The sequence below is a fragment of the Saccharopolyspora galaxeae genome, from assembly GCF_016526145.1.
Classification (GTDB): Bacteria; Actinomycetota; Actinomycetes; order Mycobacteriales; family Pseudonocardiaceae; genus Saccharopolyspora_C; species Saccharopolyspora_C galaxeae.
This window is the reverse complement of sequence record NZ_JADDUE010000002.1, coordinates 451121-477173: the sequence shown is the minus strand read 5'-3', so window position 1 is coordinate 477173 and position 26053 is coordinate 451121. Positions and strand designations below refer to the sequence as shown.

The 26053-nt window shown below is 70.2% G+C and carries 28 protein-coding genes, 1 tRNA gene and 3 pseudogenes; 16 read left to right on the top strand and 16 right to left on the bottom strand.

What is annotated here, in order from left to right; all coding sequences use genetic code 11:
- Positions 1-1076 precede the first annotated feature (1076 nt).
- The 5 genes and pseudogenes from INP57_RS06635 to INP57_RS29395 form a co-directional block, all read left to right on the top strand.
- Positions 1077-1859 carry a TRM11 family methyltransferase gene (locus tag INP57_RS06635; protein ID WP_200069132.1) on the top strand — a complete coding sequence of 261 codons (783 nt, stop codon included), beginning with the start codon at positions 1077-1079 and terminating at the stop codon, positions 1857-1859.
- Positions 1856-2908, top strand: a complete 1053-nt coding sequence (locus tag INP57_RS06630; protein ID WP_200069131.1) for a DNA-methyltransferase — start codon at positions 1856-1858, stop codon at positions 2906-2908. The genes INP57_RS06635 and INP57_RS06630 overlap by 4 nt, the downstream gene beginning before the upstream one ends.
- Positions 2909-3382: 474 nt before the next feature.
- Complete coding sequence (locus INP57_RS06625) at positions 3383-3763, top strand: hypothetical protein (RefSeq protein WP_200069130.1); 381 nt, start codon at positions 3383-3385, stop codon at positions 3761-3763.
- 77 nt (positions 3764-3840) lie between these two features.
- A complete protein-coding gene (locus INP57_RS06620) occupies positions 3841-4407 on the top strand; it encodes a recombinase family protein (RefSeq protein ID WP_200069129.1) in 567 nt (188 codons plus the stop codon).
- A pseudogene (locus INP57_RS29395) lies at positions 4346-5542 on the top strand (recombinase family protein); the annotation flags it as partial. The gene INP57_RS06620 and the pseudogene INP57_RS29395, both read left to right, overlap by 62 nt.
- 685 nt (positions 5543-6227) lie before the next feature.
- On the opposite strand, the gene INP57_RS06610 reads toward INP57_RS29395, so the two are convergent.
- The 5 genes from INP57_RS06610 to INP57_RS06590 all read right to left on the bottom strand — a co-directional run bounded on the left by INP57_RS06610 (position 6228) and on the right by INP57_RS06590 (position 10260).
- Positions 6228-6300 (bottom strand) — tRNA-Ala (locus INP57_RS06610).
- Positions 6301-6376: 76 nt separating this feature from the next.
- Positions 6377-7162, bottom strand: a complete 786-nt coding sequence (gene sepX, locus INP57_RS06605) for a divisome protein SepX/GlpR (protein ID WP_200069128.1) — start codon at positions 7160-7162, stop codon at positions 6377-6379.
- Positions 7163-7414: 252 nt separating this feature from the next.
- The gene (locus tag INP57_RS06600) at positions 7415-8074 is read right to left on the bottom strand and encodes a GNAT family N-acetyltransferase (RefSeq protein ID WP_200069127.1); all 660 of its coding nucleotides are present in this window, start codon (positions 8072-8074) and stop codon (positions 7415-7417) included.
- A 12-nt stretch (positions 8075-8086) separates the two neighbouring features.
- Positions 8087-9310 (bottom strand): molybdotransferase-like divisome protein Glp, encoded by a 1224-nt coding sequence (gene glp / locus INP57_RS06595; protein ID WP_200069126.1) that lies wholly within the window; start codon positions 9308-9310, stop codon positions 8087-8089.
- Between the two features lie 41 nt (positions 9311-9351).
- Positions 9352-10260 (bottom strand): UTP--glucose-1-phosphate uridylyltransferase, encoded by a 909-nt coding sequence (locus tag INP57_RS06590; protein ID WP_200069125.1) that lies wholly within the window; start codon positions 10258-10260, stop codon positions 9352-9354.
- Between the two features lie 37 nt (positions 10261-10297).
- Between INP57_RS06590 and INP57_RS06585 the strand changes: the two genes are divergently transcribed.
- Entirely contained in the window at positions 10298-10921 is a 624-nt protein-coding gene (locus INP57_RS06585; protein WP_307849936.1) for a 5-formyltetrahydrofolate cyclo-ligase, read from the top strand.
- 71 nt (positions 10922-10992) lie between these two features.
- Positions 10993-11157: pseudogene (locus INP57_RS30490) on the top strand (FmdB family zinc ribbon protein); the annotation flags it as partial.
- 14 nt (positions 11158-11171) lie between these two features.
- Here INP57_RS30490 and INP57_RS30485 read toward each other — a convergent pair.
- Positions 11172-11363, bottom strand: coding sequence for a hypothetical protein (locus tag INP57_RS30485; protein ID WP_374220927.1), 192 nt, complete (start codon positions 11361-11363; stop codon positions 11172-11174).
- A 266-nt stretch (positions 11364-11629) separates the two neighbouring features.
- On the opposite strand from INP57_RS30485, the gene cpaB reads away from it, so the two are divergent.
- Together cpaB and mscL are read left to right on the top strand one after the other, a co-directional pair.
- Entirely contained in the window at positions 11630-12400 is a 771-nt protein-coding gene (gene cpaB / locus INP57_RS06575; RefSeq protein WP_233626966.1) for a Flp pilus assembly protein CpaB, read from the top strand.
- Positions 12401-12490: 90 nt separating this feature from the next.
- Complete coding sequence (mscL, locus tag INP57_RS06570; RefSeq protein ID WP_200069122.1) at positions 12491-13000, top strand: large conductance mechanosensitive channel protein MscL; 510 nt, start codon at positions 12491-12493, stop codon at positions 12998-13000.
- A gap of 121 nt (positions 13001-13121) precedes the next feature.
- Here mscL and INP57_RS06565 read toward each other — a convergent pair whose 3' ends face one another.
- On the bottom strand, positions 13122-13289 hold the full coding sequence (locus tag INP57_RS06565) for a hypothetical protein (RefSeq protein ID WP_233627172.1): 168 nt from the start codon (positions 13287-13289) through the stop codon (positions 13122-13124).
- Between the two features lie 192 nt (positions 13290-13481).
- On the opposite strand from INP57_RS06565, the gene INP57_RS06560 reads away from it, so the two are divergent.
- Positions 13482-13778, top strand: coding sequence for an antitoxin (locus INP57_RS06560; RefSeq protein ID WP_200069120.1), 297 nt, complete (start codon positions 13482-13484; stop codon positions 13776-13778).
- A gap of 86 nt (positions 13779-13864) precedes the next feature.
- On the opposite strand, the gene INP57_RS06555 is transcribed toward INP57_RS06560, so the two are convergent.
- From INP57_RS06555 to mrf, 9 genes and pseudogenes are all read right to left on the bottom strand, one after another.
- Positions 13865-14365 carry a MogA/MoaB family molybdenum cofactor biosynthesis protein gene (locus INP57_RS06555; protein WP_200069395.1) on the bottom strand — a complete coding sequence of 167 codons (501 nt, stop codon included), beginning with the start codon at positions 14363-14365 and terminating at the stop codon, positions 13865-13867.
- A 189-nt stretch (positions 14366-14554) separates the two neighbouring features.
- Positions 14555-16216, bottom strand: a complete 1662-nt coding sequence (locus tag INP57_RS06550) for a S1C family serine protease (RefSeq protein WP_233626965.1) — start codon at positions 16214-16216, stop codon at positions 14555-14557.
- Between the two features lie 167 nt (positions 16217-16383).
- Positions 16384-17460 carry a galactose-1-phosphate uridylyltransferase gene (gene galT, locus INP57_RS06545; protein ID WP_200069119.1) on the bottom strand — a complete coding sequence of 359 codons (1077 nt, stop codon included), beginning with the start codon at positions 17458-17460 and terminating at the stop codon, positions 16384-16386.
- A gap of 215 nt (positions 17461-17675) precedes the next feature.
- Positions 17676-18470: pseudogene (locus tag INP57_RS06540) on the bottom strand (DeoR/GlpR family DNA-binding transcription regulator); the annotation flags it as partial.
- Between the two features lie 189 nt (positions 18471-18659).
- The gene (locus INP57_RS06535; protein ID WP_200069118.1) at positions 18660-20066 is read right to left on the bottom strand and encodes a sensor histidine kinase; all 1407 of its coding nucleotides are present in this window, start codon (positions 20064-20066) and stop codon (positions 18660-18662) included.
- A complete protein-coding gene (locus tag INP57_RS06530; protein WP_200069117.1) occupies positions 20063-20758 on the bottom strand; it encodes a response regulator transcription factor in 696 nt (231 codons plus the stop codon). Before INP57_RS06530 ends, INP57_RS06535 begins: the two co-directional genes overlap by 4 nt.
- Before the next feature lie 143 nt (positions 20759-20901).
- Positions 20902-21054, bottom strand: a complete 153-nt coding sequence (gene rpmF, locus INP57_RS06525) for a 50S ribosomal protein L32 (protein WP_200069116.1) — start codon at positions 21052-21054, stop codon at positions 20902-20904.
- Positions 21055-21064: 10 nt separating this feature from the next.
- Complete coding sequence (locus tag INP57_RS06520; protein ID WP_200069115.1) at positions 21065-21316, bottom strand: type B 50S ribosomal protein L31; 252 nt, start codon at positions 21314-21316, stop codon at positions 21065-21067.
- 34 nt (positions 21317-21350) lie between these two features.
- Entirely contained in the window at positions 21351-22613 is a 1263-nt protein-coding gene (gene mrf / locus INP57_RS06515) for a ribosome hibernation factor-recruiting GTPase MRF (protein WP_233626964.1), read from the bottom strand.
- A 75-nt stretch (positions 22614-22688) separates the two neighbouring features.
- Between mrf and rpmB the strand changes: the two genes are divergently transcribed.
- The 6 genes from rpmB to INP57_RS06485 all read left to right on the top strand — a co-directional run bounded on the left by rpmB (position 22689) and on the right by INP57_RS06485 (position 25967).
- On the top strand, positions 22689-22925 hold the full coding sequence (gene rpmB / locus INP57_RS06510) for a 50S ribosomal protein L28 (RefSeq protein ID WP_200069114.1): 237 nt from the start codon (positions 22689-22691) through the stop codon (positions 22923-22925).
- A complete protein-coding gene (gene rpmG, locus INP57_RS06505; protein WP_200069113.1) occupies positions 22925-23089 on the top strand; it encodes a 50S ribosomal protein L33 in 165 nt (54 codons plus the stop codon). The genes rpmB and rpmG overlap by 1 nt, the downstream gene beginning before the upstream one ends.
- A gap of 12 nt (positions 23090-23101) precedes the next feature.
- Positions 23102-23407, top strand: a complete 306-nt coding sequence (gene rpsN, locus INP57_RS06500) for a 30S ribosomal protein S14 (RefSeq protein ID WP_200069112.1) — start codon at positions 23102-23104, stop codon at positions 23405-23407.
- 2 nt (positions 23408-23409) lie between these two features.
- Positions 23410-23649, top strand: coding sequence for a 30S ribosomal protein S18 (gene rpsR, locus INP57_RS06495; RefSeq protein ID WP_200069111.1), 240 nt, complete (start codon positions 23410-23412; stop codon positions 23647-23649).
- 86 nt (positions 23650-23735) lie between these two features.
- Positions 23736-24401 (top strand): 5,6-dimethylbenzimidazole synthase, encoded by a 666-nt coding sequence (gene bluB / locus INP57_RS06490; protein WP_200069110.1) that lies wholly within the window; start codon positions 23736-23738, stop codon positions 24399-24401.
- An 84-nt stretch (positions 24402-24485) separates the two neighbouring features.
- Positions 24486-25967, top strand: a complete 1482-nt coding sequence (locus INP57_RS06485) for a GGDEF domain-containing protein (RefSeq protein WP_200069109.1) — start codon at positions 24486-24488, stop codon at positions 25965-25967.
- The last annotated feature ends 86 nt before the right edge of the window (positions 25968-26053 follow it).

The window sequence follows — 26053 nt, the reverse complement described above, 5'->3', positions numbered from 1 at the left end:
CTTGAGAAATTTCCGGGACGATCTTGGACAAGCCCACCGCGGGCTCTACTGGCCCCCGCCAGCCGGAGCGGCCGTTGATCTTGCATAGGCCATCTCAAGATCAACTAAGCGGAGACGAAGCCAGTGACGCTAGGTGTCCACTCCGGCTGAGAACTCTTCAAAAAAATCTTGGAGGCCGGTGGCGAATCGAGGCCGTTTTCGCGGACTTCAGGGGTGTCCTTGGCAAGACCGACCGATCACCGGAGCACGCGATGTCTGCCCTCCCGCTCCCGGAGGTACCGCCTCCCGACACCCCCGACAGCCACGAACCGAGCCCTCGCATTGGGGTGGTCCGCGAACGCACAGGCCCGCCGGTGTCGGCGACGGTGCGGCTGTGCCTTGTCGACCCCGCCGCAGACGCCGACGAGATCGTCACCGCGGCGGTCTCGATGATCACCACCACCTACACCGCGCCCGGAGACCGGATCATGCTCGCAGCCCCCGAGTCCCCGACGACCGGTTCGAGCCGGACGCGTCGGGACCGACTCGTGGAGTCCGTCCTCCGACTCGGCCGCGGCGCGACCACCGATCCGGACTTCCGGTCTCACAGCGATCAGGAATTCGCCGCGGCGGGTGGGGAGCTGCCTGCCGCCCCGGGGTCCGGGTCCGGACTCGGACCCCGGGGCGGCGACACGACCGATCCCGTCGCGAACCCGACCGACCGGCAGTCCCCGGCGAGCAGTCCGGTCCGGGTTCCGACGGCTTCGAGTTGATCATTACGGGCTGGTCCGAGCAGCCCGCGGACCCGTTCGCGATGGCGGACTTCACGGCCGCGCTAGCTCCTGCCGGCACCGTCGTCGTACTCACGCACAGTAGCGATCACCGGGCGCGAGTGGGCCATTCGGGGCAGTTGTCGCGGGCCGCGGCATTGGCCGGATTGATCTTGAGCGACCGGCTGATCCTGGTTCACGAACCCCCGTCCTCCCCTCGGCCGGCGACCCGGCGCAGGCGCCGGGAGATCGCTCTCGGCGGCCACCGCCGCATCCACACCACCGCCTCCGTGTTCCGTCGTTCGACCCCGCTTCCGGAGGTCCGCCATGCCTAAGACCGCCCTGCGCCCCGGCAGCGTCTGGGACACCGGCCGCACCACCCCTGCCCAGCAGGTCGCGGACCGACACGTCGGGGCCACCCGCAGCGATACCGCACTGACCCCGGAGGTCGCGCGGCAGATCATCACTACCTACACCGCTCCCGGCGACACCATCTGCGACCCGAACCCGGGACCGGGACTGGTCCTGGCCGAAGCCCTCCGGGCGGGCCGGGACGCGCTCGGCCTGCCCGCCGATCCTCGGTGGGAATCCGCCTTGGAAGCCAACCTCGACCTCGCCCGCCTCGCCGGCCCGGTCGGCACCGCGACCCTGTTGGACAGCGTCGACGACCCCCGCGCCGCCGAGCTGCCCGGTGCCGTCGACCTCGTGTTCACGGGGCTACGGCACACCCCGCGCAGCGACCCCAGCCGGGTGCTGGTCGGGCTGTATGAGGACTTGGACGCCGTCGCCGACTGGGTCTGGCCCGGCGGGCACATCGTCATCATCTGCCGCCCGTGGCGCCGTCACGGCCGGCTGCTCGACCTGCCCGGCAAGATCCACGACGCCGCCGACGCGATCGGTCTCGTCCCCGCCGACCACTGCATCGCCCTGACCGCGCCCATTCGAGGAAACCGGGTGCGCCCGAGAATCGTCAGCCGCGCGGGGCGCCTCCCGGAAAGCACAGATATTCACGGCCCCACGACCGCCATCTCTGCTCATCTTGACGTGCTCGTTTTCCGCCTCCCCGCAACCGCACGTCGCGAAGAAACTCCCGAACGAGGTGTCGCGTGAACAGGCTCTACTATCGTAAGGACGCCATCGAATTGCATGTTGGCGATGCACTTCAGGTCATGGAATCGATGTCCAGTGCCTCGGTGGATTGTGTCGTCACCTCGCCGCCCCACTGGGGATTGCGTGATTACGGAACTGCGGTCTGGATCGGCGGAAACCCGGAATGCCGACATACCTTGGGAACAACACCCCATCAACGCCGGACTACCAAGAAACGTACATCCTCGTGGCTTCGTTCGAGCGTGAACAAGCGTTGCAGGAAGTGCGGCGCTCTTGCGCATGATAGGCAATATGGCCTGGAGCCGACGATCGATGATTACGTTGATCGGCTGCGGAAGGTGAGCGCGGAAGTCTGGCGCTTGCTGACCCCACGGGGAACGTACTGGCTCAATCTCCGAGATGGTTTTAGCTACCACAACAGCGGCACGGGAAGCACGCGCAAAATAACGAACGAAGAGACCACCTCGATCGTTCGTCACAAAAGCCTTATGGGAATTCCGTGGCGGGCTGCTCTCGCCTTGCAACACGACGGGTGGATTATTCGCAACGCGATGGTCTGGCACAAGCCCAACGGCATACCGGACCCGGCATCGGATCGATTCTCCGCGCGCTACGAGATGGTTTTCTTCTTGGTGAAGCAGCCGGATTACTACTTCGACGCAGCCCGCGCGCTCGAACCGTTGTCGCAGAGCCGTCCGGAGCATCGGAAGAACCATCGTGGGGGCAACAAGCCGCACACGGTCCGGTCCCCGTGGCAGCCGCGGGGAACCGGGAAGAATGTCGGCGACGTCTGGTCGCTCTCCACACGACCGTTGCCGGATGCGCACTGTGCTCCGTTTCCGGTCGACCTTCCGCAGCGGTGTATCGCGGTGGGCTGCCCGGAAAACGGCCGCATTCTCGACCCCTTCTCTGGCGCTGGCACGACGGGCCTCGCCGCGCGACAGTTGGGCCGATCCTTCCAAGGAATTGACCTGCGGCCGGATTATCACGACATATTCATTCGTCGGCTGCTCGGTGAACTACCCAGCGACGCCGGAGAGGCGGCCTGACCGAAAGCGGACGATCCGAAACGTCGCGTCCCCAACGCCATAACGCGCTATCGGGAAGGGAGTACGAGCTACGAGCTGAATCGTGATTGCGAATCAACAGAGTGAGACCGCCTGATCCCGCTTACTGAAATCTGGACCGCGCGTCGACCGTCCCGCGCCGCCCACCCAGTACCGAGCGCTTCCCGTACGGGTGTGCCCCGGGGCGCCGAGGTCCAGTCGGTCGGTGGAGTACTGGCCCCGATGAGTGCCCGAGAGCAGTCGGGGAGTCGAAGTCCCACTGATCGCCCACGCCGACACCCCCAGCCACCACAGCGCGCGTCATGGCGCGTGCCCGCGCCCGATCAAGCCCCCGTGGTAAGGGCCGCGGGTGACCCGGCTGGGGTGTGTCCGCTGCGTCGACGGTTGCCCAACCGGCCGACCAGCGCCCGCGACCTCCCGCTCGGCAGCGGGCTCGCGGGCTCGAAAGGTGCGCTCATGTGCCCCGACGAACCCCACGCCCAGCACGCCTCAACCGATGGAGGCGAACACGAACCCGGCAACGTCGCCAAGTTGCCCCACGTCGACGACAGCGCCGGCGTTACGGTTCCGACCGAACCCCAGCCGCGGGGCAACGCCAGCGCATCAGCCAGGAAGACGCGAAGGCGAGGCAACGCCCGCCGGACCGGCCAGAACCTGGTCGTTCGCGGTGTCCGCCGCGATCCACCAGATATCCACAAGCTCGCGCAAGTGGTCGCCAGCCTCGCGGCAGAGATGTTGGAGGACGAGACCGACGATGAGCAACCGGCCCTGGCCGACACCGACGCATCGGACAGCGCAACGACGGCTGACCAGCGACAACCTCGCCGGGCAGCGTAGGTCCGGGAGTTCCCTTCAACACGCACCGCCACCACACCGAGCACGCGGTTACGCAACACTCGCAAGGAGGTCTGACGATGTCCCACGCACCGCCTCAACTACACGACCTCAGCCGGGGAACAGCGAGCCTGAACTCCCCGGAATCGGTCCGGGTCGGGATCTACACCCGGTGGCCTTCGGCCGGAGAGGACGACTTCATCCAGTCCTATGTGGAGTCTCGACCCGGCTGGCACACGGTCATGCGATGTTCTGACCACGCGTCCGGGCGCACGTTGAACCGACCGGGTCTGCAACGGGCTCTGAATGCCGCCCGCGCCGGACTGCTCGACGTCCTGCTGGACCACGTCCACAGCCTGTCCCGCAGGGTGCGTCACTTGCACTTCCTGCTCGGAAAGCTGGACGCCTACGGCGTGGCCTTCCGCTCGGCTATCGACCAGTCCTTGGACACCTCGACGCCCGAGGGGCGGTTCCAGGTTCAGATGCTGGGCTCTTTTGCACAGTTCGAGGAAGAAGGAGTACTCGAAGATCGCCGTGCCGCACGCGCCTCCAGCACTGGACTGAGCGACGGTTGCTCCCCTAGCCATGACCTGGGCCGCGAGGTCAATGGCCGACAGGTGGGCCACAGCGCCGCTGTTGACCAGTGAGCCGTTGGACGAAAATCCCTTTGCTCACACCGAATCACGAAGGGCTGTCATGACCAGCGCATACGCTGACTCCAACGACGAGTTGCAGCAGGACATCGCTGTTCCTGTCGAGCACCCCGCGGATGACGTGGAACCAGGCGCGCGGGCGGTGATCTACCTGCGCGTGTCCTCTACTGGGCAGGTTAAGACCGACTACGACCCCGAGGGCATCTCCATCCCGGCCCAGCGGGAGGCGTGCCTGCGCAAGGCCAAGGACTTGGGCCTGACCGTCATCGATGAGTATGTCGAGCCCGGCCGCTCAGCGACGGAGATGACCAAACGGGAAGCATTCCAGCGGATGCTGGCACGCGTGCGCGCTCAGGGTGATGTCGACTACGTCATCGTCTACATGCTCTCCCGCATGGCGCGGAACCGCTACGACGACGCCATCGTCATGGCTGACCTCCGCAAGCGCGGCGTCACGCTCGTCTCCGCCACCGAAGCGGTCGATGACTCGCCCGTCGGACAGCTCATGCACGGCATCCTGGCCACCTTCAACGAGTACCAGTCCCGCCAGTCCGGCGCCGACATCGCCAACAAGATGGGGCAAAAAGCCCGCACTGGCGGCACTCTCGGCCGCGCCAAGATCGGGTATCTCAACCACATCGACCACTCCGACGGCCGGGTGATCCGCACCATCGTCCTCGACGACGAGCGGGCGCCTTTCGTACAGCTCGCCTTCGAGCTGTACGACACCGGCAACTACACACTCGATGAGCTGGCCGACGAACTCTACGACCGCGGCCTGCGCACCCGCCCTACCGCCAAGCACCCGGCGAAGAAGGTCTCGATCAACAAGCTCTCCCAGATGCTGCGGGACCGCTACTACATCGGCTACGTGACCTACAAAGGCGAAGAGGTCCGAGGCCGGCACGACCCGTTGATCGACGAAGACCTCTTCGACCGGGTTCAGGACCGGATCAACGCCCGGTCCGCCGCCAAGGAGCGGCGACGGGTGCACCACCACTACCTCAAGGGCTCGCTGTTCTGCGGGCGCTGCCGCCGAGCCAGAGTCACCCAACGGATGATCATCCAGCGCACCGTCAACTCCAAGGGCGCCGAATACCTGTACTTCTTCTGCCGCAACCGGCAGAACAGCACCTGCGACGCCCCACACGTCAACGCCGAACTCGTCGAGGACGCCATCGAACGGCACTACGCCACGATCCGCTTCAGCCAGGCGTTCATCAGCGACGTCCGAACCCAGATCGACACCGTCATCAGCGAACAGGAGAAATCCGCACGACTGCTGCATCAACAGCTCTCCACCCAGCTCGCCGAACTCGACACCCAGGAGGAAAACTTGATCGACCTCGCAGCCGACGGCACCCTGCCGCAAACCAAGGTCAAAGCCAAGCTCCGCGACATCGAACGCCAGCGGCGGCACCTCAACCAGCGCCTCGACACCGCCTCCGCCGACCTCACCGATGCCGCCCGCCTGATCGACGTGAGCCTGAAGCTGCTCGAACGCCCCGAGGAGCTGTACCGGCGGTGCAACGACGAGCAGCGGCGCCTGCTCAACCAGGCGATCTTCCACAACATCTACATCGAGGATGAGGAGGTCACCGACCACGACCTCCAGGAACCGTTCAGTCAGCTCCATGCCATCCAGCAGACGCAACGGTCAACGCGAGACGCACAGCACAACATGCCCGCCATTCCGGAGCCCCGAGACAGCAAAAGGGCCACTCGCCAAGCGGGTGGCCCGTCCTCGCCTTCCGGCGTCGCGGTACTACTCCAGGGCCTTCAATCAGGCACGTGTTCTAGTAATACCTCTAAGGTGGAGCTGAGGGGAATCGAACCCCTGACCTTCTCGATGCGAACGAGACGCGCTACCAACTGCGCTACAGCCCCTTTTTCCGAGTGCTGTTGCAGCTTAGCAGGCCGCCGACAGCACTCGGAGCACCCCCCTCGCTTGTGGGCGGGAGGTTCATTCGCCCACCGCACGGCGGTACGGCTGCCAGGTGCGCTCGTCGAGTTCGTCGAACATGGGGTCTTCGTCGTCGATCTCGACGACCACCGCGTCGGAGCCGCGCCGGTCGTCGCGGCGGGGCTCGTAGTCGTATCGGTCCTCCGCGGCGGGCTCGGCCGGTTCGTCGTAGTACGTCTCGCGGTAGTCCGCGTCGGGTTCGTCGCGGGACTCGGACATGCGGGCGAGCCGCCGATCCCGGATGTCCTGTTCGATCCGCACCTGCCGCCGCAGGTAGGTGAGGTAGCCGACGATGCCGAGGTCGATCATGCCGTGCAGCCACCAGGCCGCGGTCCAGGCGAAGGCGGCGAGCAGTGCGGTCGCGACGGCGGCGGCCACGATGAGCAGCAGGACGCGCTGCCTGCGGGCGTACTTGGTGCGCGCGGCCAGCGCCGCGGCTTCCGGGTCGTAGCCGCCGCGGCCGGGCCGGTAGCGGCGGCCGGCGCGGACGTCGTCGCCGTTGACCGGCCGCCCCTGCTCGTCCTGCTCGTCGGGTACGTCGTCGAGGTCGGGTTCGATGTCGTCGTCGTGCCGGTCGGTGTCGGCCATGCCGTACGCCTCCTGCGCCCTGTCGGTTTCCGCGTCGCCGGGTTCCGCGGGTGCCCGGTCGCCGCCTCTGCGCACCACTCGTGCCGCCAGCGCTGAGTCGGTGGTCCGGGACACCTCCTGCCGACGGCGGGCGAACATCGGAACCAGCACGACGAGCCACGCCGCCGCCAACGCCGCGAAGATCAAAGAACTGGGCACGCGCCGCCACCTCCCCCTGGCTGCCTGCCGCACACTTCTGCGATCGCCACGCTAGCCACTTCTGTCACATCTGTCTCTGAGCCACGCCGATTCGTTTCCGTTTCGCCTGCGCTCGAGAGAAACGCACGCGGGGTCGCACGGGCGGGAGATGATGTACCGGCGTGTCGGCTCGCGCACGCCTGTGAACAGCGGAAATGCACTCGATCGGGCGATGTGCGCGGACGGGCGCGGTGACGAAGCTCTCGCCGCGGTTCAGGCGCGTTCGGCCCAGCCGGCGCGAACCAACGCGCGCACCGCGCCGCCCGGCACGTCCTCGGTGGTCAGCCCGTAGACGTAGTGATCGCGCCAAGCGCCTTCGACGTCGAGGTAGCGCTCGAACAGGCCTTCCCGGCGGAACCCGGACTTCTCCAGCACCCGCACGCTCGCCGCGTTCTCCGGGCGCACCGTCGCCTCCAGCCGGTGCAGCCCCGCCGGGCCGAAGCACTGATCGACCGCCATCGCCACGGCGGCCGTCGCAACGCCCCCACCGGCGCACTCGGCCGCGACCCAGTAACCGACCCACGCGGAGCGCAACGCCCCGCGCACGATGTTGCCGACGGTGAGCTGCCCGGCGAACCGGCCGTCCACGGTGATCACGAACGGCAGCGCCTGACCGCGCCGCGCCAGCCCGCGCAGCGCGCTCCACTGGGCCGGCCAGGCCAGCAGCGCGTTGCGGTCTTGCCAATCACCGAACGTCGTCGGCTCCCAACGCTGCAGGTAGTCCCGGTCCTGCAACCGCAGCCCGCTCCACGCGGAGGCGTCCCGCAGCCGGGGCGGGCGCAGCGCCACCGCGCCCGCGCGCACCGCCAGCGGAGCGGGGCGGGCCGGCCAGCCGGGATGCCGCCCGGCGAAGATCTCGGAATCCGTGGCCATCGTCGCCGCGGGTCAGGCGCGCTGCGACAGGAAGCGGATCTGCACGTCCTCGCCCGCGGACACCTCGGAGACGTCTTCGTCGATCAGCACCAGGCAGTTCGCCTCGGCCAGCGAGGCCAGCAGGTGCGAGCCGGAGGTGCCCAGCGGTTGCACCAGGTAGGAGTCGGTCTCCGGGTCGCGCAGCAACTGCCCGCGCAGGAACCCGCGGCGCCCGGCCGTCGAGCTCACCGGGGACAGCAGGTTCGCGGTCACGGTGCGCCGGTGCGGATTCTCGCGCCCCAGCGCTGCGCGGATCAGCGGACGCACCAGGACCTCGAACAGCACGAGGGCGCTGACCGCGTTGCCCGGCATCAGGAACGTCGGCACCTCGTCCGGGCCGAGCCGGCCGAAGCCCTGCATCGAACCCGGGTGCATCGCGACCCGAGTGGTGTCGAGCTCGCCGAGATCGGACAGCGCCGCGCGCACCTCGGCACCCACCGCGCCGCCGATGCCGCCCGCGATCACGACGATCTCGGACAGCAGCAACCGGCCCTCGATCACCTCACGCAACCGCTTCGGGTCGATGCCGACGATGCCGACGCGGGTCACCTCGGCGCCGGCGTCGCGGGCCGCGGCGGCCAGCGCATACGAGTTGACGTCGTAGACCTGCCCCTGCCCCGGCGTGCGGTCGACGTCGACGAGCTCCTCGCCCAGCGAGATCACCGAGACGCGCGGGCGCGGGTGCACCAGCACCTTGTCCCTGCCGACCGCGGCGAGCAGCCCCACCTGCGCGGAGCCGATCGCCGAACCGCGGCGCACCGCCACGTCACCGGTCTGCACGTCCTCCCCGGTGCGGCGCACGAACGCCGCCGACGGCACGCCCTCGCGCACCGTGACCTTCGCCGGGTGCTCGTCGGTTTGCTCCAACGGGACGACCGCGTCCGCGAGCGTGGGCAGCGGGGCGCCGGTGGCGACCCGGACCGCTTGCCCCGGCTGCAGCCTGCGCGGCTGCCGCGAACCGGACGTTATCTCGCCGACCACGGGCAGCACCGGAGCTTCGCCGTCGTCGGTCCGCACGTCCACGCTGCGCACCGCGTAGCCGTCCACCGCGGCCTGGTCGAACCCGGGCAGCGCTTGCCCGGCCACGACTTCCTCGGCGCACAGCAGTCCCTGCGCCTCCGAGATCGCCACGCGGACCGGAGAGGGCCGCACGGCGGCGGCGAGGACTCGCGCGAGCTGTTCGTCCACTGACCTCATGGCACTCGACCTCTTCCGCGCGGAGCCGAGGCCGCGAGTCCTCAGCTCCTGTTCAACCTCTTGCCGAGCCAGTCCCGCAGGCCCGGCCCGTACTCGGAATCCTCCAGCGCGAAGTCCACCGCAGCTTTCAGGAAACCGCCAGGATTTCCCAAGTCGTGTCGGTCTCCGCGGTGCACCACGACGTGCACCGGATGACCCTCCGAGATCAGCAACGCTACGGCATCGGTGAGCTGCAACTCACCTCCGGCACCGGGTTCGATGCGCTTGAGCGCGTCGAACACCGCGCGATCCAGCAGGTACCGCCCGGCCGCGGCTAGGTTCGAGGGGGCTTGCTCCGGCGCGGGCTTCTCGACCATGCCGTGGACCTGCTTGACGTCCTCCTCGCCGGTGTCGGCCACCTGGAACACGCCGTAGGAGGCAACCTGCTCGGGCGGGACGTCGAACGCGCACAGCACGCTTCCGCCGTACCGCGCCCGGGCTTCGGCCATCTTGCTCAGGACCCCGTGGGGCAGGACCAGGTCATCGGGCAGCAGGACGGCGACCGCGTCATCGTCCGGGCCGAGCTTCGGTTCAGCGCATCCGACGGCGTGCCCGAGCCCGAGGGCGCTCTCCTGCAGCGCGGTTTCCGCGGTGATCAGGCCGGGGCCGCGCTGCACCTTCTGCAGCAGGGTGTCCTTTCCGCGGTCGCGCAACGTCCCCTCCAGCTCCGGGGCCGGCTGGAAGTAGTCGGCCACGGCCTGCTTGTCCGGTGAGGTGACGATCAGTAGCCGGTCCGCGCCCGCCTCGGCGGCCTCGGTGGCCACCAGTTCGATCCCCGGGGTGTCGACGATCGGCAGCAGTTCCTTGGGGACGGATTTCGTGGTCGGCAGGAACCTCGTGCCGAGGCCCGCAGCGGGCACGATCGCGGTGCGGAATGCAGCGGTCGCGGGGTTGCTGGCAGCGCTGTTCATGGTCCCGGAGCCTATCGGCCGGACCTACAGTGGAGCTGTGACCTCGCTGGGAGAACTACGGGAAGCCAAGACGCAGTGGCGGCGCGAGCTGGGCGAACTCCGGCGGTCCAGCGCCGAGACCACACGATCAGCGGAGGCGGAGGCGCTGCGGGCGGCGGTGCTGAGCTGGGCCGCCCGGCGCAAGCCCGGTGTGGTGGCCGGTTACGTGCCGGTGCGCGGCGAACCGGGATCGCTGGCGATGCTGGACGCCCTGCGGGAATCCGGTTGGCGCGTGCTGCTGCCGGTGGTCGTCGGCGCCGAGCCGCTGGAGTGGGCGGACTACACCGGCGCCGATTCGCTCCGGAGAGCCGAGTACGGCTTGCTGGAGCCGGTCGGCGCCCGGCTCGGCCAGGCGGCGATCTCCGCGGCGGATGCGGTGCTGGTACCGGCTCTGGGCGTGGACCTGCGCGGTGTCCGGCTGGGCCGGGGCGCTGGTCACTACGACCGGTCGTTGCCGTCGGCAGCGCCGGACGCGGTGCTGATCGGCGTGGTCCGGGACGAGGAATTCGTGGATTCGCTGCCGGGCGAGCCGCACGACGTGCGGCTGCACGCGGTCATGACGCCTGGTCGGGGCGTTGTGCAGCTGGCTGCCGACGCCGATCTCGGACGTCGTGTGACGTAGGAGTGTTTGCGCTGGGCACCCGATTTGGCGCATCATCGGGTTGGCACTCTGTCCGCTCGAGTGCCAATACCATGAACGCCCGGAGGTTGACCGCCGTGCCCACGTACCAGTACGCCTGCACCGAGTGCGAGCACCGCTTCGAGACGGTGCAGTCGTTCAGCGAGGATTCGCTGACGGAGTGCCCCGAGTGCGAGGGCAGGCTGCGGAAGCTGTTCAACGCCGTGGGCATCGTGTTCAAGGGCAGCGGGTTCTACCGCACGGACAACCGGTCGAACTCCGGCTCGACCGGTTCGTCGGATTCGTCGTCGTCCGGCTCGTCCGGCTCGTCGGATTCGTCTTCCGGATCGTCGTCTTCGGGTTCCGGCTCTTCGGAGTCGAAGAGCTCCGGTTCGGACTCGTCGGCGAGTTCCTCGTCGTCCTCGAGTTCTTCGAGCTCGTCCACCGCGACCGCGGCGTCCTGACTGGGGCCGCAGCTCGCGGCACCTGAGCTCGCCGCGTTCGAGCTCGCAACGCTGCAGTCGCAGCACTGAACTCGCAGCAGTTGCCGAATCGCCGATCGCTTGCAGCGGTCGGCGATTTTCGATGCTCACCCGCGGCCGAGTTGTCCACAGGCCGCCGGTTCATCCACAGATTCCGGATTTGACCCTGCCCGCCGGTTCCCGGCTCTTCTAGCGTCGATCACAGGTGGTCAACGACGCAGGGGGCGACATGAGCGGGCGAGGTAGCGGTGCGAGCGGGAACCCGGATCCCGGTGGCAAGGCGGGTCCCAGCGGGAAGGCGGGCTCCGGCGGGAACCGGCGACGCGGTATGCGCCGGAGACGGCGGAAGGAGCTCTCGCTCGAACCGACGTGGCGGGACCGGGTCTCGGCCCGGCTTCCCTGGCTGCACGGTGTTCGCGTGCTGTTCGCCCGCCGAGCGGCCGCGGGGATGCTGATCGTGCTCGCGTTGCTGCTCGCGGTGCGGCCGGAGTCCGCTCCGCCGGATGACCGGGTCCGGGTCGTGGTGGCCGCGCACGACCTCGCACCGGGGCACGTACTGACGGACTCGGACCTGGCGCAGCGGGCGCTGCCCGCAGATGCGGTGCCGCGCGGAGCGGTGCGCGAGGTCGCCGCGGCCCGCGGACGCACGCTCGGCGGAGCCTCGCGCGGCGGTGAGCCGTTGACCGACGTGCGCTTCACCGGGCCGGAGCTGACCAGGATCACCACCGGGCGGGAGGACCACGTCGCGGTGCCGATCAGGCTGGCCGACCCGGCCGTCGCCGACCTGCTGCGCTCCGGCACCCGGGTGGACATCGTCACGATCCCTACTCGGTCCGATACCGGATCAGTGCTGGCCGAGCGGGTACCGGTGCTCGCCGTCCGCCCTGCGGGCAGCGGCCCCGATCAGGGACGACTCGTGGTAGTCGGGCTGCCGGAGCAACGCGCCCCGGCAGTGGCAGGAGCGTCACTGACCCGATCGGTGACCGTTACGCTGCGCTGAGCAGACGTAGGGCCGAGCGGACGGACGGCTTCCGCCGCGCCTACCGGCCCGGGACGGCCCCGGGCATCTCGATCGAAGAAGGAGCGTGCCGTGCTCAAGGGCTTCAAGGACTTCCTCATGCGGGGCAACGTCATCGACCTCGCGGTGGCGGTCGTCGTCGGCAGTGCCTTCACGGCACTGGTCACCGCGGTCACGAACAGCATCATCCGGCCGGTGATCGCCTCCGCGGGCGGTGCCCAGGTGGACGGCCTGACGATCCAGCTGGTCAAGGGCAACGAGTCGTCGAAGATCGACTTCTCGCTCGTGATCAACGCGGTGATCACCTTCCTGATCACCGCCGCGGTGGTCTACTTCCTGTTCGTGCTGCCGATGCAGAAGATCCAGGAGCGGCGCAAGAAGGGCACGGAGGAGTCGGTCGACCCGACCGAGGCGGAGCTCCTGCTGGAGATCCGGGACCTGCTGCGCAAGGAGCAGGGCCTGCCTGCCATCAAGGGGCTGGCGGACGACGAGACGACCAAGGGCGGCGACGGCGAGGCGGCGACCGCGAGCACGTCCGCTTCGGCCTCCAAGAGCTCGAACGGGAACGGCAGCAAGAACTGAGGCTGCGATTCGAGTGGGCGCGGACGGCGTCCGGCAGCCTCGGCGGGCAGCACCGCGCCGTGGTCGACGGCCTTCGGCCCGATGCGGGCGGCACGCGGCGCGTCGGCCGTACGCGGGTAGCTCAGCCGCCGTGGTGGGGTGGGCGGTTCTCCGCGTACCAGCGGTCGGAGTCCCGCGCGGCGTCCGCGCCGGACTCGGAGGCGCTCTGCTCGTCGGAGGTCGTCTCCGGCAGCACCTCGCCGAAGATCTCCGCGAGTCGCCGCTGACGCCGCCGTTCGTCGTCGGTCACGCCACCATCGTCCCCCATCGCGGCGACCGCGGAAGCGCCGGGAGGCGGGTCGCTTCCTCCGCCAAGATCACGATGTCACCATGGGAATATCGGGAAACACCCGGTGACGGCACGGACACGCCGGGCCGCGACGAGCACCGGCTCGCGGCACCTGCTACCACCGGCCGGGCAGCGTCGAAGCGGAGGCAGCCGATGAGTTTCGTGGACAAGGCCAAGGACCTGGCCAACCAGGCCAAGGGCAAAGCAGGCGAGTTCGCCGAGAAGGCCGGGCCGAACGCCGCCAAGGGGCTGGACGCCGCCAAGTCGAGCGTGGACAAGGCCACCGGCGGCAAGTACCACGACCAGATCGAGAACGTCAGCGGCAAGGTCGAGGGCATGCTCAAGCGGGACGGGCAGGCCAAGCCGGACGGGCAGGACGGCAAGTCGTCCGGCGAATCCGGCTCCGGCCCTGACAAGCCTTCCGGGCCGGACAAGCCCTCCGGCAGCTGAGCCGGAACCGACCGCGAACAGCACGGTGGCGGCACCCGAGCGGGTGCCGCCACCGTTTTGTACGTCCCGCCCACCGCGGGCGGGGATCAGGCCGATTCGAGTCCGGACAGCTGCTCGATCACGTGCGTGACCAGCGGGGACAGCGTCGCCATCCCGTCGCGGACCGCGGCCCGCGAACCGGCCAAGTTGACCACCAGCGTGCTGCCGGAAACCCCGGCCAACCCGCGGGACACCCCGGCGTCGACCGCCCCGGCCGCCAGCCCGGATGCCCGCAGCGCCTCGGCGATGCCCGGCACCGGCATGTCCAGCACCCCGGAAGTCGCATCCGGTGTCACGTCCCGCGGCGACACTCCGGTGCCGCCGACCGTGATCACCACGTCCACCCCACCGATCACCGCGGTGTTCAGCGCGTTTCGGATGTCCACCGTCTCACCGGCCACCGCGACGCTGCCGTCCACGATGAATCCGGCCTCCTCCAGCAGTTCGGTCACCAGCAGACCGATGCTGTCCTCCTGCTCGCCCCGCGCGACCCGGTCGTCCACCACGACCACCAGGGCGCGTCCCAGCCGCTGCGCGCTGCGTTCCATGTCGTTCACCGTAGTGGCAAGGAATTCGTCGTTGAGATCGAGTGACCCTTCGGGTTCGACCAGGCGTATCCGGTCGCCGGGCAGAACGGTGCCGTTGCGTTCGGACATCGGACGGGTCCTCCTTGTTCAACCTGCCCCGGTGGGGGCACGGGTCGGGGCGGCCGCGGCTGGTGGCCGGGCCGGTTCGCGTCAGCGCTTCTCGCCGGTGAGCACGACCTCCACGGTCTGCTCACCGCCGCCGTTCGGGGAGACCGTGGTCATCGGGACCTTCTGGCCGGGCGTGTGCGAACGCACCGCGGCGATCAGCGAGTCGGCGTCCTCGATGGTGCGGCCGTCGAACTTGGTGATCAGCTGGCCCGGCTGGACACCGGCTCGCTGCGCGGCTCCGCCCGGGGCGACGGTGCGCACCAGGGCTCCGGGCTGGTTCGCCGAGACGATGCCGACGCCGAGCGTGGTGTGCGTGGCCGAGCCGGTGTTCTTCAGCTCGGTCGCGATGCGCTTGGCGTGATCGATCGGGATGGCGAAGCCGAGACCGACCGAGCCGCCCTGCTCCTGGCTGGACCCGGGGCTGTAGATCGCCGAGTTGATGCCCACGACGCGCCCGTCCATGTCGACCAGCGGCCCGCCCGAGTTGCCCGGGTTGATCGCGGCGTCGGTCTGCAGCGCGTTGAGCACGCTCGACTGGTCACCGCTCTGCCCGCCCGCGCGCACGGCCCGGTTCTTGGCGCTGATGATGCCGCTGGTCACGGTGCCGGAAAGGCCGAACGGCGAGCCGATGGCCACCACCGGAGCGCCGACCGGCAGATCGTCGGAACGGCCGAGATCGGCAGGCTGCAAGCCGTTGATGTCCGCCTTCACCACCGCCAGGTCCGAACTCGGGTCCGAGCCGATGACCCGCACCGACGCGGTTCGGCTGTCGCTGAACACCGCGGTCAGCCGTCCTTGCTGGGCGCTTTGCGCGACGTGCGAGTTGGTGAGGATGTAGCCGTCCGGGCTGAGCACGATGCCCGAGCCCTCACCGGATCCTTCGGCGCTCTGGATCTGCAGCTGCACAACGCTCGGCAGGACCTTCTGCGCCACGCCTTGCACGGAGCCCTGCGGGGCGTTGCTGGCGCTGCGCGCCGGTGGCTGCTGCTCGAGGCTCGTGACCGCGGAAGAGCCGTTGTTGCTGCCGAAGTGGTAGCCGACGTACCCGCCGATGCCACCACCGAGCAGGCCGATGAGCAGGGCGCCGCCGAGCGCCACCCCGACCGTCGAGCCCCGCCGCCTGCGGCGTTCCTGCTGCACCGGAACCGCACCCATCGGCGGGTGCGGTTGCTGCTGCCAACCTTGGTTCGGCGGTGTCCCCATATACGGGTAGTGCCCACTGGGAGCGCCGCCGATACCCGGTTCCTGCGCGCCGTAAGCAGCGGCGCCGGATTGAGTTCCGGGGTACTGCGGGTACTGGACGGTGCCGTACTGGCCGGCGCCGTATTCCCCGGTTCCGGCTTGGCCGACGCCGTGCTGCCCGGCGCCGTACGGCCCGCCCCCGTACTGCTCGGTGCCGTACGGCCCCGTACCGATCTGATCGGTGCCGGCCTGGCCCGCATCGGGCCTGTCCGGCCGCCCGGTTCCCTGCTGGGCCGCCCCGTACTGCTGGCCCTGCGCACCGGTGCCGGACCGCCCGCTCTGCTCGCCACCGGTTGCGCCGTAGGCGTCACCGGCCGAGGTCTGCGACTGCGTGGTGTGCTGCTCGGAAAACCCCGCCGGCGGAGTGTCGGCGGAGGCTTTCGGCGCGTCCGTTTCGCCTGCTGCCTGCTGCTGCGGCTCCTCGGGTTGCTCGCCCGAACCGCGCTGGGGCGTGTCGCTCATGTTTCCCACTTTGGGGCATCGAGCTGAGAGGCACCTGAGACCCCCCTGTGGACGAGCAACGGAAATTCAACACGATGCGCAAGCTCATCCGCCCAGTCGGGAACGAGGCAGTTCACGCAGCGTATCGACGCAGCAGTCGACTCGGCGGGCGACTCGGCGGGAGGCGCTCAGATCGCCTTGAGCCGGTCGGCGATCTGCTCCGGCGTCACGTCGTTGATCCACACCGCCATTCCGGACTCCGACCCGGCGAGGTACTTGAGCTTGTCCGCGGACCGCAGCACCGAGAACACCTCCAGGTGCAGCCACGACAGGTCCCGCCCGGTGCGGACCGGCGCCTGGTGCCAGGCGGCGATGTACGGCAGCGGCCGGTCGTAGAGGCCGTCCAGCCGACGCAGCAATTCGAGGTAGGTCACCGCGAAGTCGTCCCGCTCGGCATCGGTCAGGGCCACCAGGTCGGGCACCTGCCGCCGGGGCACGACGTGCACCTCCACCGGCCAGCGCGCCGCGGCGGGCACGAACGCGGTCCAGTGCTCGGAGTCGACCAGCACGCGCCGCCCGGAAGCGCGCTCACCGGCCAGCACATCGCCGAGCAGCGGCCTGCCGTGCTCGGCTCGGTACTGCTCGGCGACGCGCAACATCCGGTCCGTCTTCGGCGTGACGAACGGGTAGCCGTAGATCTGGCCGTGCGGGTGGTGCAGCGTCACGCCGATCTCTTCGCCCCGGTTCTCGAAGCAGAACACCTGCTCGACGCCGGGCACCGCGGACAGTTCGGCCGTGCGGTCCGCCCACGCCTCCACCACGGTGCGCACCTGCGCGGGCGTGAGCTGGCCGAACGAGGTGTGGTGATCGGAGGTGAAGCACACGACCTCGCAGCGCCCGCGCGCCGATCCGGTGGGCACCATCGGCATCTCCGGCACTTCGGACGTGTCGGCGGGTGCGGCGGCGAACGAGGGGAACTGGTTCTCGAAGACCGCGACGCCGTAGTCGGACTCCGGGATCTCGGTCGCGCGGCCCGGCGCGCTCGGGCACAGCGGGCACTGGTCGGCCGGCGGCTTGTAGGTGCGGCTCTGCCGGTGCGCGGCCATCGGGACCCACTCGCCGGTGAGCGGGTCGCGGCGCATCTCCGAAACCGGCGGTCGCGGTGGCAGCTCGCGGGTGTCCTCGGCCGCGCGGGGCGGCGCCTCGTCGGAGTCGAAGTAGATGATCTCCCTGCCGTCGGCCAGGTGCCGAAGCGTGCGCTTCACCGCGCGACCTCCTGTTCGGTGCCGGGGCCAGCCGGGCTCGCACCGGCCGAGCCGGAATCGGCCGGGACTGAATCGGCTCTGCCTGCATCAGCCGGGACGGAATCCGTCGAACCGGGTTCTGCTGAGCCGGATTCCGCTGCGCCGGATCCCGCGGGCCCGGATTCCGCGGACCCGGACCCCGCAGGCGAGGACTCACCCGCACCGGCCCCGGCGTGCTGATCGGCCTTGAGCCCGGCCGCGGGTTCGGCGATCACCAGCTCGTGCACCTGCTCGGACAGCACCTGCCTGGCGTCCGCGGGCAAGCCGTCGTCGCTGATCAGCACGTCGACCTCGGCGAAGTCGACGATCGTGGAGATGCCCACGGTCGACCACTTGGCGTGATCGGCGACCACGACCAGCCGGCTGGCGGCCTCGGCCAGCGCCCGGTTCGCCTCGCTCTCGTTCAGGTTCGGCGTGGTGAAGCCGGCCCGCGGCGCCATGCCGTGCACGCCGAGGAACACCAGGTCCAGGTGCAGCGAGCGCAGCGCCTGCACCGCGACCGGGCCGACCAGCGCGTCCGAAGGAGTGCGCACGCCGCCGGTGAGCACCACGGTCCGGTCGGCCCGGCCGCGCTGCTGGAGCACGTCGGCGACCCGCACCGAGTTCGTCACCACGGTCAGGTCCGGGATGTCGTCGAGGTGCCGGGCCAGCGTCCAGGTTGTGGTGCCCGCGGACAGCCCGATGGCGGTGCCGGGGCGGACCATGCCCGCCGCGACGCTCGCGATGGCCTCCTTCTCGGCGAGCTGGCGCACCGATTTGGCTTCGAAACCGGGTTCGTCGGTGCTGCGCCCCAGCGTGGAGGTAGCGCCGCCGTAGACCTTCTCCACCAGGCCCTGCCTGGCCAGCGCGTCCAGGTCCCGCCGGATGGTCATGTCCGACACGCCGAGCCGCAGCACGAGTTCGCTGACCTGCACGGCGCCGGTGCGGCGCACTTCGTCGAGGATCACTTCCTGGCGTTGCCGCGCGAGCACTCCACCCGTCCCATCCGGCCCGGCAGGAACCGGGCGCTGTGTCCTGAGCAGTGAGCTTGAGTCCATCAAGTCAACACGAAACAACACTACCCGCAACTACCCGAACGAAAAATCCGGGTGTTCGGCCGAACTGATCACCAACCGTGTTCGGTGCTGTTGGATTATCGGCCGAACCGGGCAACCGCTCGGTCAGCCGAGCCCACCGGGCAACATCATCCGCAGCAGCGCGCCGCCTTCCGGCGCGGGCCCGGCCCACACGCTGCCGCCGTGCCGCTCGGCGACCTGCTTGACGATCGAGAGCCCGAGCCCGGAACCGGGCAGCGTGCGCGCGTGCGACGAGCGGTAGAACCGCTCGAAGACGTGCGGCCGGTCGCCCTCGGCGATGCCCGGCCCGCTGTCGGCGACCTCCAGCGCCGCAGAGCCCTGCCCGTCCGGATGCAGCTCGACCCGCACCCGTCCGCCGTCCTGGCTCCACTTCGCGGCGTTGTCCAGCAAGTTCAGCACCGCGCGTTCCAGGGCGGTGGCATCGCCCGGCAAGGTCCACGGCTGCAGCCGCACGTCGAACTCCACCGAGCCCGCGCGCCGCCGCGCCCGGCTCAGCGCCCGTTCCACCACGTCGACCAGCTCGACCGGCTCGTGCACCGCCTGCGGAGCGTCCTCCCGCGCCAGCTCCACCAGGTCGCCGACCAGCGCGGACAGCTCGGTGATCTGGCCGCGCACGTCGGCGAACATCTCCTCGCGGTCCTCCTCGGACAACGTTGGCGCGCCCGGCTGGGCGGCGGCCATGAGCAGTTCGAGGTTGGTGCGCAGCGAGGTCAGCGGGGTGCGCAGCTCGTGCCCGGCGTCGGCGACGAGCCTGCGCTGGCGCTCCTGCGATTCGGCGAGGGCGCCGAGCATCCCGTTGAACGAAATGGTCAGCCGGGCGAGCTCGTCGTCCCCGGAGACCGGGATCGGCCGCAGGTCACCGGTCAGCGCCACCCGCTCGGTGGCCGCGGTGAGCCGCTGCACCGGCCGCAGCCCGGCGCTGGCCACCGCCGTTCCCGCCGCGGCGGCGAGCAGGATGCCCGCACCGCTGATCACCACCAGCACCAGGCTCAGCTGCGCCAGCGTCGCCTTCGTCGAAACCAGCGACTGCGACATCACCAGCGCGCCGTTGTCCGCGGGCACCGCCACGACGCGGCTGTTGCTGGCCTCGTCGGTGCGGACCGAGCGGGGCAGCTTGTCCTGCGCGACGGCCAGCTCCAGCACGCCGGTCGGCGGGCGTTTGCCCGGCGCGATGTCCGAGCCGTTCGGCGCGAGCAGGCTGATCTGCAGGTTCGCCGCGGAGTAGAAGGCCAGCGGCACGCTCTGCATCCCGGGGGCGCTGATCAGCGGCCCGGCGGCGGCTTCCGCGGCACGGCGGGTCAGGTTGTCGTCGAGCTGCTCGTACAGGCTGTCCCGCACCGTGTAGAAGGCGCCGAGCGACACCAGCGCGACCGCTCCGGCCACGCACAGCGCGGCGAGCAGCGTGACCCGGTTGCGCAGCGAAACGCCTTGCAGCGAGCCACCTTTGGGCTGGGCGTCGCCCTCCTCGGGCGGTGGTTCGGGCGCGGTCACGGCGGGGTCTCGCGCAGCACGTAACCGACGCCCCGCACGGTGTGGATCAAGCGGGGTTCACCTTCGGCTTCGGTCTTGCGGCGCAAGTATCCGACGTAGACCTCCAGCGCGTTGCCGGAGGTCGGGAAGTCGTAGCCCCACACGTCCTCCAGCAGCCGACTGCGGGTGAGCACCTGCTTGGGGTGCGCCATGAGCAGTTCCAGCAGCGCGAACTCGGTGCGGGTGAGGCTGATCGGCCGGTCGCCGCGGCGCACTTCGCGGGTGCCGGGATCGAGGTCCAGGTCGGCGAAGTGCAGCGCGGCGGGTCCTTCGCCGCCGTCGGCCTCCGGCGGAGATGCGCGCCGCAGCAGCGCGCGCACCCGCGCCAGCAGTTCCTCCAGCGCGAAGGGCTTGGGCAGGTAGTCGTCGGCGCCCGCGTCCAGCCCGGCGACCCGGTCGGAGACCGCGTCGCGCGCGGTGAGCACCAGGATCGGCAGGTCGTCGCCGGTGCTGCGCAGCCTGCGGGCGACCTCCAGGCCGTCCAGCCGCGGCATCATCACGTCCAGCACCATCGCGTCGGGTCGCTGGTCGGCCAACCAGTCGAGTGCCTGCTGACCATCCGCGGCGAGTTCCACCTGGTACCCGTTGAACTGCAACGAGCGGCGCAAGGACTCGCGCACGGCACGGTCGTCGTCGACGACGAGGATGCGCATACCGACAGTGTTCCTCGGAGCCCTGAGAGGGAGCTGAGAAGCACGCCGCGACCGCGGACCCGATGTGATCGATCCCGCGCTGGGCCTGCCGGACGCGGCCCCGCTCGCCCGGAAAGCCGTGACGAGCGGGGCCGTCGGCGGGTTCAGCGCTGCTGGAAATAGCGCACCAGGCGCCGCGGCACGAGCTTGCGCTCGCCGTCCACGACGACCGGCACCAGCTCGGGCGCGCTCGCCTTCCACTGCGAACGCCGCTGCCGGGTCTTGCTGCGGGGCTTCTTCTGCTTGGGGACCGCCATCGCTTCCTCCTCAGCGGGTTCGGCCGCCGTAGCGGCGGCGGAACTTCTCCACACGTCCCTCGGTGTCCAGAACCTGCTGGGTGCCGGTCCAGAACGGGTGCGAGTCCGCGGAGACGTCCACGACGACCAGCGGGTAGGTGCCGCCGTCCTCCCAGGTGGTGGTGTGCTCCGAGGTGGCGGTGGACTGCATCAGGAACTGCTTGCCGGTGTTGCGGTCCTGGTAGACCACCGGGCCGTAGTCGGGGTGGATGTTCGGTTTCACGCTTGCCTCCTCACTTCGGTTCCGCGTTCGCGGGTCATTGGTTGCGGCGCTCCTGCGAGGCCGGTTCTTGCTCGCCCTCGGCGGGGTCCTCGCACGGGTCCTCGTGCCATTCGCCGAACGGGTCCGGGTAGTGGCGCCACGCCGGTTGCCCCTCGGCGATCTCGTCGTCGGTGAGCACCGCGCCGAGCAGCGCCTGCCGGATCTCGCCGGGATCGGCCTCGTGCGCGATCACGACGAGTTCCTGCATCCGGTCGCCGTAGTCTTCGTCCCAGTTCAGCGAGGCTTTGAGCTGCTGCTCGGAGTCCAGCTCGGACCACTGCGGGCCAGCTTGCGAGGCCAGCCACGGCCCCGCGTGGCCCACCCGCATGCCGCCACCGGCGGATTCCAGCCACAGCGCGATGTCCGGCTGGCTCGCCACCCACGCGCGGCCGCGGGTGCGCACGACGCCTTGCAGCAGCACGTCCAGCGCCTGGTGCAGCCGCTCCGGGTGGAACGGGCGGCGTTCCTCGAACAGCAGCAGCGACACGCCCGCGTCGGTCTCCATGGACGGTTGCCCGCGCAGCAGCTGCCCGTGCGGGCCGTCGACCTCGCCGCGCCGCGCGTTGTCCGGGATGCGCCGCAGCAGCTCCGGCAGGTCCAGCCGGCCGAGAGCGGTGGTCGGCGCGAGCGGGGTGAGCCGGTCGACGACCGCCTCGGTGCGCACCTGCTGCCAACGGTCGGTCTCGCCGGCGAACACCACGGCATCGGCGAACTCGACCTGGCCGACCGCGACCTGCGCGACGGTTCGCTCGTCGTCCGGGCTGCCGCTGAGCCCGCGCTCGTGCAGCGGCTCGTCCCCACCGGCGTCGTCGAGCCAGCTCGGCAGGTCGACCGCCGCGACGACCGCGCGCAGCTCGACGTCCTCGACGACCGGGGACTCACCGACCAGGACGTGCTCCATCGCCCAGCAGATCGCCTCCGGCTCCACCGACGGGTCCAGCTGCACCACGATCCGTCGCACGTCGGGCGCCGCGGCCAGCCGCCGCAGCAGCGGCAGGAAGTCCTCGCGCAGCGTGCAGGACACGCAGCCGTGCGCCAGTTCCAGCGCGGTGACCTGGTCCGAGTCGCCCTGCCGGAGGTGGCGGCGGACCACGCCGTGGGCGATCTCGCGCAAGTCGTGGTGCACGAGCGCGGTGCCCTGCGGGTCGTCGTCGGCGGCGGCCCTGGCGATCCGCGCGAGGTGTTCGGCGTGCACCCCCGTGATCACGGTCAGCGGGACTCGGGACGGCTCGGCTTCGGTTCCCACGTGCGGCCCCAATCGGGAATGGTTTTCATCTGGTCCGGTGGACACGGTACTCTTGTTGAAAATGGATGTCGTTACCAGGAGGTCTCCGTGTCCGTCCGCTGCCAGGTGACCGGGAAGAAACCCGGCTACGGCAAGCAGGTTTCCCACTCGCACGTGCGAACCAACCGGCGCTGGCTGCCGAACGTGCAGCGACGCCGGTACTGGCTGCCCTCGGAAGGGCGCTGGGTGCGGCTGCAGGTGTCCACCAAGGGCGTCAAGACGATCGACAAGCGCGGCATCGAGTCGGTCGTCGCCGAGATGCGCGCCCGCGGGGAACGCGTCTGATGGCCGCCTCCGAGATCCGTCCGGTGATCAAGATGCGGTCCACCGCAGGAACCGGCTTCACGTACATGACCAGGAAGAACCGCCGCAACAACCCGGAACGGCTGCGGTTGCGCAAATACGACCCGGTGCTCGGCGAGCACGTCGAGTTCCGCGAAGAGCGCTGAGGAGGACCCGAGTTGGCCAAGAAGTCCAAGATCGCCCGCAACGAGCAGCGGCGGGCGGTGGTGGCGCGCTACGCACAACGGCGCGCCGAGCTCAAGAAGATCATCTCCGCGCCCGGCAGCAGCCCCGAGCAACGCTCCGCCGCGGTCACCGAACTGTCCCGCCAGCCGCGCGACGCCAGCGCCACGCGAGTCCGCAACCGCGACGCGATCGACGGGCGCCCGCGCGGCTACTTCCGCAAGTTCGGGCTCTCCCGGGTGCGGCTGCGCCAGGCCGCGCACAACGGCGAACTGCCCGGCGTGACGAAATCGAGTTGGTGAGCATGGCCCAGCACGACCGGCGCGCGCCGCGCCGCAAACCGAACCTGCTGCGCAGGGAAGGCGTGGTCGAAGTGGACTGGAAGGACACCGCGCTGCTGCGCAAGTTCATCTCCGACCGCGGCAAGATCCGTTCCCGCCGGGTCACCGGGCTGACCCGGCAGCAGCAGCACGAAGTCGCCCGCGCGATCAAGAACGCCCGGGAGGTGGCGCTGCTGCCCTACCCGAGCCCGGCCAGCCGCTGAGCCGCCGCGGGTGGGCGGTGCGGCCGCCCACCCGCCGCGCGCGGTCCCCTCGTTGTCACGCGCGGCAACACGGCAGGATGGCCGGGATGACCACCATGCGCAACGCGCCCGAACCTTCCGCCGATCTCTACGACGTGCTCCAGCGCCGCCGCGACGTGCGCAACGAGTTCACCGGGGAGCCGATTCCGGACGAGGTGCTGCACCGGGTGCTGACCGCCGCGCACAGCGCGCCGAGCGTCGGGCTCACGCAGCCGTGGGACTTCGTGCTGGTCCGCGACGACGCCACCCGCCGCGACTTCCGGGAGCACGTGCTGGCCGAGCGCAGCGTGTTCGCCGCCGAGCTCAGCGGAGAGCGCGCCGAGACGTTCTCCAAGATCAAGGTCGAGGGGATCGTGGAATCCAGCCTCGGCATCGCGGTCACCTACGACCCGGCCCGCGGCGCTCCCGACGTGCTGGGCAGGCACGCCATCGCCGACGCGGGCCTGTACTCGGTGTGCCTGGCCATCCAGAACCTGTGGCTGGCCGCGACGGCCGAGGGCATGGGCGTGGGCTGGGTCAGCTTCTACCGCGAGGAGTTCCTGCGCAGGCTGCTGGACATCCCCGGCGGCGTGCGGCCGGTGGCCTGGCTCTGCGTCGGCCCGGTGCGCGACCTGGCCGAAACGCCTGACCTGGAACGACACGGCTGGCGACAGCGGTCGCCGCTGGAAGATGTGGTTCATCACGACAAGTACCGCCGGGAACGCTGCCGGTAGCCTGAGTCGGGAACGCGAGCGGCGGGGATCCCGCCGCGGATGAATGCGATCCTCGGAGCAGCCGTGCGGCAGGACGATCCAGTGATGGCCGGGCACCTCCCGGCGCAGGATCGCCACGTCCGGCTGCTGGTGGAAGCGGGCAAGCTGCACGCCGCCGACGTCGCGTTCGACGAGCTCACCGCGGCCGGGCTGAACCTGGTCGGCGAGCAGTGGAACCGCGCGACGGTGCTGGTGCATCGGGCGTGGCTGGCGTGGCGGCTCAGCCGCATCCCGCAGGCGCTGGAGCTGGCCGCGGAGGGCTGGACGGAGCTGGACACCGACCGGCCGGCGGATCAGCCGACCGCGCAGACCGTGAGCATCCTCGGCTACCTGCTGGAGAGCATCGGGCACCGCGAGTCGGCGATGGACCTGATGTCGCTAGCGGTGCAGATCGCCCGCAAGGCGGGCGGCGGCGAGACGCTGGCGCACTGCCTGGTGCGGGAAGCGCACGCGCTGCTGTTCCGCGCGTTCGCCCGCGAAGTGGACGTGCACGAGCACTACCGCACCGCCCGCGACCTCTTCGACGAGGCTTTGCTGCTGGTGGACGAAGGTCCGACGCAGCGCATGGCGCTCGGCGGCGGTGCGCAGAGCATGGCCGGTCTCGGGCAGCCGCGGCAGGCGGAGCGGCTGGCGCAGGAGGCGCTGGTGCTGTCCCGGGACGCCGAGGACTGGTTCGCGGCCGCGGTGGCGAACTGGGTGCTGTCCACCATCCGCCGGGTGGACGGCGAGCTGGAGGACGCGCGCACGTTCGCCAGCCGCGCGCTCGACGGCGCGGAGTCCCTCGGCGACACCATGATGATGATGCGGTTCTCGCTGGACCTGGCCAAGATCTGCGATCTGATCGGAGACCCGGTCGGCGAGGCCGCGGCGCTGCGGCGCACGGTGCGCGCCAGCAGTACCGCGGCGGAGACCTTGCAGGAAGGGCTCGGGCAGGCGCTGGAGCAGCGGCGGGTCGCGGTGCAGGCACAGCGGATGGCCACCGCCGCGCAGGAGGCCGCGGTGCGGGACCCGCTGACCGGCCTGGTCAACCGCCTCGGCCTGCAACGGCGGGCGCCCGCGCTGCTGGAGGCGACCGCCGCGCAGGGCCGGGTTCCGTGGCTGGTGCTGCTGGACGTGGACTGGTTCAAGAACGTCAACGACCTCGCCGGGCACGCCGTCGGTGACGCCGCCTTGCAGGAGGTCGCGCACTTGCTGCGGCGGGAGTGCCGCGCACAGGACCTCATCTGCCGGTGGGCCGGCGACGAATTCGTCGTGCTGCTGGTGGACGAGTCGGAGGATTCGCGCAGCGCAGGGCCGGTGGTCGCGGAACGGATCCGGGCCGCGGTGGACGAGCACGACTGGCGGCTGGTGGTGGGCCGCACCCGGAAACCACCGACGGTGAGCATCGGCGTCGCGGGCGGACCGGCCAAGCTGGACCACCTTTTCGCGGCCGCGGACATCGCGCTGTACCGGGCGAAGCGCGCGGGCCGGAACCGGGTGGAGATCGACCGCACCGGACCGGAGCGGGACCGGCCGCAGATCAGCTGATTAGGATCGGCGGTCATGCCCGTGACCGACGCCCGGCCGCTGCCCGGTACGGCGATGCGCGATCAGCTGGGACAATTCCGGCCGGA

Coding starts and splice junctions, on each gene's coding strand:
- INP57_RS06620 (WP_200069129.1), top strand. CDS start 3,841: ATGTCCCACGCACCGCCTCAACTACACGACCTCAGCCGGGGAACAGCG.
- bluB (WP_200069110.1), top strand. CDS start 23,736: ATGACCACCATGCGCAACGCGCCCGAACCTTCCGCCGATCTCTACGAC.
- rpsR (WP_200069111.1), top strand. CDS start 23,410: ATGGCCCAGCACGACCGGCGCGCGCCGCGCCGCAAACCGAACCTGCTG.
- INP57_RS06625 (WP_200069130.1), top strand. CDS start 3,383: ATGTGCCCCGACGAACCCCACGCCCAGCACGCCTCAACCGATGGAGGC.
- INP57_RS06530 (WP_200069117.1), bottom strand. CDS start 20,758: ATGCGCATCCTCGTCGTCGACGACGACCGTGCCGTGCGCGAGTCCTTG.
- cpaB (WP_233626966.1), top strand. CDS start 11,630: ATGAGCGGGCGAGGTAGCGGTGCGAGCGGGAACCCGGATCCCGGTGGC.
- INP57_RS06555 (WP_200069395.1), bottom strand. CDS start 14,365: ATGGAACGCAGCGCGCAGCGGCTGGGACGCGCCCTGGTGGTCGTGGTG.
- INP57_RS06560 (WP_200069120.1), top strand. CDS start 13,482: ATGAGTTTCGTGGACAAGGCCAAGGACCTGGCCAACCAGGCCAAGGGC.
- INP57_RS06635 (WP_200069132.1), top strand. CDS start 1,077: ATGCCTAAGACCGCCCTGCGCCCCGGCAGCGTCTGGGACACCGGCCGC.
- INP57_RS06600 (WP_200069127.1), bottom strand. CDS start 8,074: ATGGCCACGGATTCCGAGATCTTCGCCGGGCGGCATCCCGGCTGGCCG.
- rpmF (WP_200069116.1), bottom strand. CDS start 21,054: ATGGCGGTCCCCAAGCAGAAGAAGCCCCGCAGCAAGACCCGGCAGCGG.
- INP57_RS06485 (WP_200069109.1), top strand. CDS start 24,486: ATGGCCGGGCACCTCCCGGCGCAGGATCGCCACGTCCGGCTGCTGGTG.
- glp (WP_200069126.1), bottom strand. CDS start 9,310: ATGAGGTCAGTGGACGAACAGCTCGCGCGAGTCCTCGCCGCCGCCGTG.
- INP57_RS06550 (WP_233626965.1), bottom strand. CDS start 16,216: ATGAGCGACACGCCCCAGCGCGGTTCGGGCGAGCAACCCGAGGAGCCG.
- rpmG (WP_200069113.1), top strand. CDS start 22,925: ATGGCCGCCTCCGAGATCCGTCCGGTGATCAAGATGCGGTCCACCGCA.
- INP57_RS06590 (WP_200069125.1), bottom strand. CDS start 10,260: ATGAACAGCGCTGCCAGCAACCCCGCGACCGCTGCATTCCGCACCGCG.